The organism is Youngiibacter fragilis 232.1, assembly GCF_000495435.3.
Classification (GTDB): domain Bacteria; phylum Bacillota; class Clostridia; order Clostridiales; family Clostridiaceae; genus Youngiibacter; species Youngiibacter fragilis.
Map to the genome: position 1 here is coordinate 1 of NZ_AXUN02000115.1, position 5,697 is coordinate 5,697.

Annotated in this window: 6 protein-coding genes; all 6 read left to right on the top strand. The window is 45.4% G+C overall.

The window, feature by feature from the left end; translation table 11 throughout:
* Positions 1-245 precede the first annotated feature (245 nt).
* From T472_RS06290 to tatC, 6 genes are read left to right on the top strand one after another with little or no spacing between them, the layout of a single operon-like run.
* The gene (locus T472_RS06290) at positions 246-899 is read left to right on the top strand and encodes a ferredoxin-like protein (RefSeq protein ID WP_023386482.1); all 654 of its coding nucleotides are present in this window, start codon (positions 246-248) and stop codon (positions 897-899) included.
* A gap of 15 nt (positions 900-914) precedes the next feature.
* Complete coding sequence (locus tag T472_RS06295; RefSeq protein ID WP_023386481.1) at positions 915-3,020, top strand: aldehyde ferredoxin oxidoreductase; 2,106 nt, start codon at positions 915-917, stop codon at positions 3,018-3,020.
* Between the two features lie 10 nt (positions 3,021-3,030).
* Positions 3,031-3,594 carry a YdhW C-terminal domain-containing protein gene (locus T472_RS06300; RefSeq protein WP_023386480.1) on the top strand — a complete coding sequence of 188 codons (564 nt, stop codon included), beginning with the start codon at positions 3,031-3,033 and terminating at the stop codon, positions 3,592-3,594.
* Positions 3,595-3,608: 14 nt separating this feature from the next.
* Entirely contained in the window at positions 3,609-4,349 is a 741-nt protein-coding gene (gene fdhD, locus T472_RS06305) for a formate dehydrogenase accessory sulfurtransferase FdhD (RefSeq protein WP_023386479.1), read from the top strand.
* Entirely contained in the window at positions 4,334-4,519 is a 186-nt protein-coding gene (locus T472_RS06310) for a twin-arginine translocase TatA/TatE family subunit (RefSeq protein ID WP_023386478.1), read from the top strand. Before fdhD ends, T472_RS06310 begins: the two co-directional genes overlap by 16 nt.
* A complete protein-coding gene (gene tatC / locus T472_RS06315; protein ID WP_023386477.1) occupies positions 4,503-5,279 on the top strand; it encodes a twin-arginine translocase subunit TatC in 777 nt (258 codons plus the stop codon). The genes T472_RS06310 and tatC overlap by 17 nt, the downstream gene beginning before the upstream one ends.
* Positions 5,280-5,697 lie beyond the last annotated feature (418 nt).

The following is a 5,697-nucleotide window of genomic DNA, read 5'->3' on the forward strand; positions in this document are numbered from 1 at the left end:
CAGAATTTGTGATTGAGCCAATATTTTTCTAACGCTGTTTATAAATATGTAATGAAATGGTACTATAAAAGCATGGTGGTCGCCTGCGCTGCATTATACTATTACAATTTGTTCCAGTTTGATTGGATCGAGTTTAAAAATAGTGTTTTATGCAATGATTTATGCATAATATGCGCCTATATTTGTTAACAATATAACTATTTTAAAGATTTTAGTTAAATATTTACTTAATAGGAGGGAAAGCAATGGAAGAAAAGAAAAGCTTTTTCAACAGGGAGCAAACCAGAAGGGATTTTCTGAAGCTCACTGGAAAAGGTATTGGTGGTGCGGTTGTATCCTTGTCAATTCTCAGTCTGTTCGGATGTGATACAAAGGAGGTCTCCGCATTTCCTTTGGCTGAGGGTCTGATGGTTGCTGACAGGTCGAAATGTACTGGTTGCCAGAGGTGTGAAATCACCTGTACAGCCATGAATGAAGGGAAGATTCAGCCGTTCATATCAAGGGTTAATGTCAGCAAGAACTATAATTTTGGAAAAGAAGGCCCAAAAATCAACTTTGCGAGCGCTGATGGACAGTACGGGAATCTCCTGATGACACCTTCAACCTGCAAACAGTGCAGAGAGCCTTTCTGCGGGAACGCATGCCCTGTCGGTGCGATATACGCTGACAAGAATAACGGGAATGCAAGGACGGTCAACAAGGAGCTTTGCATAGGTTGCGGAACCTGTGTCCAGGCGTGCCCATGGCATATGCCGAATGTGGATGCCGAGACGAAGAAGTCTTCTAAGTGCATAACCTGCGGAGAGTGCGCAAAGGCTTGTCCTACAGGTGCGCTGTCAGTAATACCATGGGAAGACGTCAAGGTTGCAATGGACAGACATGGAATGCTTTTAGGTTAATGGAGGAGGATGGCAATGGCTGATAAATCGTTTGGATGGGCTGGAAAGATACTTAGGGTAAACCTTGCTACAGCTAACATCTCAGTAACTGAAACTAAGGAATATGAATCACTTATTGGCGGAATGGGCATAGGCTACAAGGTCATGTTCGATGAGGTTCCTCAGGGAACAAAGGCTTTCGATGAGGCGAACAAGATCGTTTTTGCAGTAGGACCCCTTACAGGAAGCGGTGTTCCCTGCAGCTCAAGGACCAATATAACTTCCCTTCTGCCATCGAATCCGAACAATGCGGTTTCCGATTCGCACATGGGCGGAAATTTCGCGGCAGTGATGAAATATGCCGGATACGATGCAATAATCATTGAGGGAAAATCCCCGAAGCCGGTTTGGCTCAGGATAGAAGATGATAAGGTAACGATTGAAGACGCAAGACACGTATGGGGAAAGGGAATATTTGAATCCACGGCTATACTTGCGGGAGAGATCGGCAAAGAGGCTTCGATTGCAGCGATAGGCCAGGCGGGAGAGAATCTCGTTAACCTTTCGGTAATAATGAACGGCACATCCCATTCTGCTGGCGGTCACGGCGGAGTACTTGGCTCCAAGCTGCTCAAGGCTGTTGCTGTCAAGGGCACCGGATCTGTTGCTATAGCAGGCAAGGGTGCTGACTTTGTCGAACTTAACAGATACATGATGGCGGACATCATAGGTGCCAACAATCAGCATGTTGTTCCGAACGCTCCTCAGCCCTGGGCTGAATACCACAGCCAGGGTTCGAGATGGACAGCTAAGGCGGGTCTTACATGGGGAGCTGCAGACCCTGTCGTTGAAACTGGAGACTGTGCAGTCGGCGAAGTGAATAAGGTTGGCTACAGGACAATGAAGGCTGTCTTTGACCTTGGCCCGGTTGCTGAAAAGTACACGGTGAGGATGGGGGGATGCCAGTCATGTCCGATAAGGTGCCACTCCCAGCTTACGATTCCCAAGCTTGCAACCTATGGGGTATCTCCAAACGTTGCCAACACCTGCATGGGATTCCATTCACCTGCAGGTGTCATGATAAAGGGCGTAAAGGACCAGTTCGAAGAGGGTGATGCGAACATGATCACAAGGACCCTTGGTGCGCAGCTTGCTGACGATTACGGCGTATGGTGCAACTATGGAATGATAGGAAAGGACTTCAAGTATGCCTATGAGCATGGAATACTTAAAGAGGTTCTTCCAAAGGAAGAATACGACTCGATTCCATGGGACCTTCTTGAAAATGGTGATCCTGCGTTCCTCAAGGATTTTTACAGGAGGGTAGCTTTCAAGGAAGGTGAATTCTCAAACCTCGGTCTTGGAACCTATTGGATCGCTGAGAGATGGAAGTTCGGACAGGACTTCTGGAATGGAGCTGCTTATGGAATATGGTCGCCGCTTGGATATCCAAAGCACCACTCCAACGAGGCAGGCGGACAGGTAGGAGCGCTGATATCCTGTATGTTCAACAGGGACTCACAGTCGCACACACACATGAACCTCATTGGTTCAGGACTTCCGATAGAGCTGCTTAAGGAGATCGCGGGAGAGGTTTTCGGATCAGGCGATGCCCTTGACGCCCCAATGGATTACAAGCCAATGAACGAGTACAAGGCAAAGTTCGCAAAGTGGTCCCTTGCAAGGAACTGCATACATGACGCGCTTACGCTTTGCAACTGGATGTGGCCGATGACAGTCTCACCGTCGAAAGCGAGAAACTACAGGGGAGACACAGCTCTTGAAGCCAAGTTCATGTCGATGGTCACAGGCAAGGAGATCTCAGAAGCTGAACTCGATCTTGCCGGTGAAAGGATAATGACACTTCACAGGGCTCTAACAGTAAAGTGCATGAACACCATGGATATGAGAGCAACCCATGATGTCATGATGGACTGGGTGTATGATACTGATCCTGGAGTTGAGCCGTTCACAAAGGGAACTATAAAGATGGACAGAGATGACATGCAGCTTGCGCTCACGATGTTCTATAAGGAAATGGGATGGGATGAGAAGCTTGGGGCTCCGACAAGAGCAACATTGGAGAGGCTTGGACTCAAGGACGTTGCAGATGAGCTGGGGAGCCTGAACCTCCTTCCATAAAGAGGTGACAATGGAAAAAGATAGTGTCATATTTGATGATATGCTCAAACTCAAGGAAACGGTCATTTTCATAAGAAAAGAATCAATAAAAGGTAATCTTGTCGCCAAGGACAGTATTGCGGTAATCGCAGGTATCGAGGAGGGGGAGGTTGAGCCTCTCCTTGCCAGGATGCTGGATTTCCCTGAATTCATTGAGCTGAAGAGGATAAGCGATTCGGAAGGCAATGAGTACATATATTCCGGAAGCGAGATGACAGACCGGTATGTGGAGATACTTATGGGGCTTAAGAACAAGGACATGCTGAAGCTCATAGCAGAGACTGTAAGGTATGAGTCGAAGAAGTATCCAAGGCCCACCAGAGCGGATCTGTTCACCAAGAAACCCTATTCCATAAATCTGGAAGAGCTCCGGGAGCTGCTTGACAGCCTTAGTGAAGAGAGTGATTACAGAGACCTGAAGTTCACCGAGGCGTCGAACGGAACCCGATTTATTTACTCAGAACAGTACATGACCCGGTTCTATGCTACAAAGCTTGCTGAATGGTATGAGGTGCTTCAGTACGAAACACCTTAAGGAGGGGACTTTTGATGAATGACTTCAATCTGTCTGATGAAGTTCCGGTATCTATATATGTGAACGGAGATGTTGCTGCAACCCTGATGTGTACCCCTGAGGACCTGAAGGATCTGGCGCTTGGGTATCTTCTTGATACCGGAACTGTCTCATGCATGTCAGACATAACCAAAATAAGCGTCTGCAATGCTGAGAGGGAGGTATACGTGAATCTGAGGGAGTCTCATTTAAAGCGCCTGAGATTCAGTGAGATAATAACAACCGCATGCAGTCAGGGCTTTGACTACGAGGATGCCATTGAAGGCCTGGAGAGCGTAAATTCAGACCACTCAGTAACGATCCTTGAGATAAGGCAGGCTGTTAAGAGGATGGTCAAGGAATCGGAGAAGTACATCCGTCATGGAGGTATTCATGCTTCTGCGCTTGTTTCTGAGGGGTTCTTCGTTACCAGGGAGGATGTGGGAAGGCATAACTCACATGATAAAGTCGTTGGCAGGGCTATACAGGAAAATGTTGATTTGAAAGCATCGATGATTGTCACGACTGGCAGGATATCTGCTGACATGGTATTCAAAGCCATGAATGCTGGTGTCCCAATACTGTGCTCGATAAGCAATCCTACGAAGCTTGCGGTAGACATTGCGGAGAAATGTGAAATAACTCTAGTTGGAAGATGCATGGGGAAGGACCTGAAAGTCTATACCCAGGACGAAAGAATAATTGATAAGGAGATAAAAATATGTTTAGCAGATTAGGTGCCCCGGAGCTGATACTCATACTGGCCATTGCGTTGGTAGTATTTGGACCATCAAAACTTCCTGAAATAGGAAAATCTGTCGGAAAGGCTATCAACGAGTTCAAGTCTCAGGCAAACAAAGTCTCGGAGGATATCAAGGTAGACCTTAACGATGAGAGCAAGAATTGAGGACCTTGAAAAGGACCTGAAGAAGGCAAAGAAGAAAGAAAGAAAGATGACACTCATCAGCCATCTGGGTGAACTTAGGAGAAGGCTCATCTATTCAGTAATCTTTTTTCTTGGTGGAGCCGGATTCTGTTATTACCATGTTGAGAAGCTTATAATCGATATGCTCGATAAGGCGCCGGGTATGGAATTCGTTGCTATCGCTCCAGAAGAGCTTCTTCTTTCTCAAATAAGGATAGCTTTCCTTGGGGGAGTCATTGTAGCGTCACCCCTGATCATCATGCAAATCTGGTTGTTTATTAAGCCAGGGCTTGTTGCAAGGGAAAAAAGATACCTTCTCCTTTCGCTTTTTGTTGGAGCCATGTTCTTTGCTTCAGGATTAGCCTTCGCTTATATGGTTATTCTGCCCATGACACTCAAGTTCCTCGCTGGATTCGAGATGGACAGGATATCATCTTTAATAAGCTTCAGCAGCTACCTGAGTTTTGCAACTAATATGCTGCTCTCGTTCGGGCTTGTATTTGAACTGCCAATTGTGATGCTCCTACTCAGCCTGTTTGGAATACTCAAGGCAAAGACCGTTGTCAAATTCAGAAAACACATTTTGATAATCATACTTACTGTTGCTGCTTTCCTTACACCGCCTGATATTGTTTCGCAGCTTCTTATGGCTGTACCTATGCTCGTCCTTTTCGAAGTTGGAATAATGTTTGCGCGCGTCGCGGAAAAAAGCAGAAACAGAAGACTTTCAGAAAATCTATAATAGTAGTACGGCTTTGTCGATTATAGTATTGGCAGAGCCGTGCTCATTTCATGTTCTTATGGGCTAAAATCTAAAATGCATTAACCTGGCACTTTTGTGAAGTTAATTGAAATCTGCATTTATGCATCTTATTATAGGAAGCTTTTTGGTTGAATAAAGTGAAAACGATGACAAAGAGTGCTCTGTAATTAAGCTTTTTGAAGCGGAAATAATGAATGGTTGATGTCAAAGCACGATTAGCTTTATTATCCATGTGCCAATTAAAGGCTATGAAAGTCTTGATATTGGGCTAACGTGAGTACAGGCAACAAAAAGTTGACTAAAATTGTATCAAAATCAGTTGACAGCCTAAAGCACAAATGATAATATGTAGAAGTCGCTTAAATGAGCGATAAGTTCTTTGAAAATTAAACAGAAA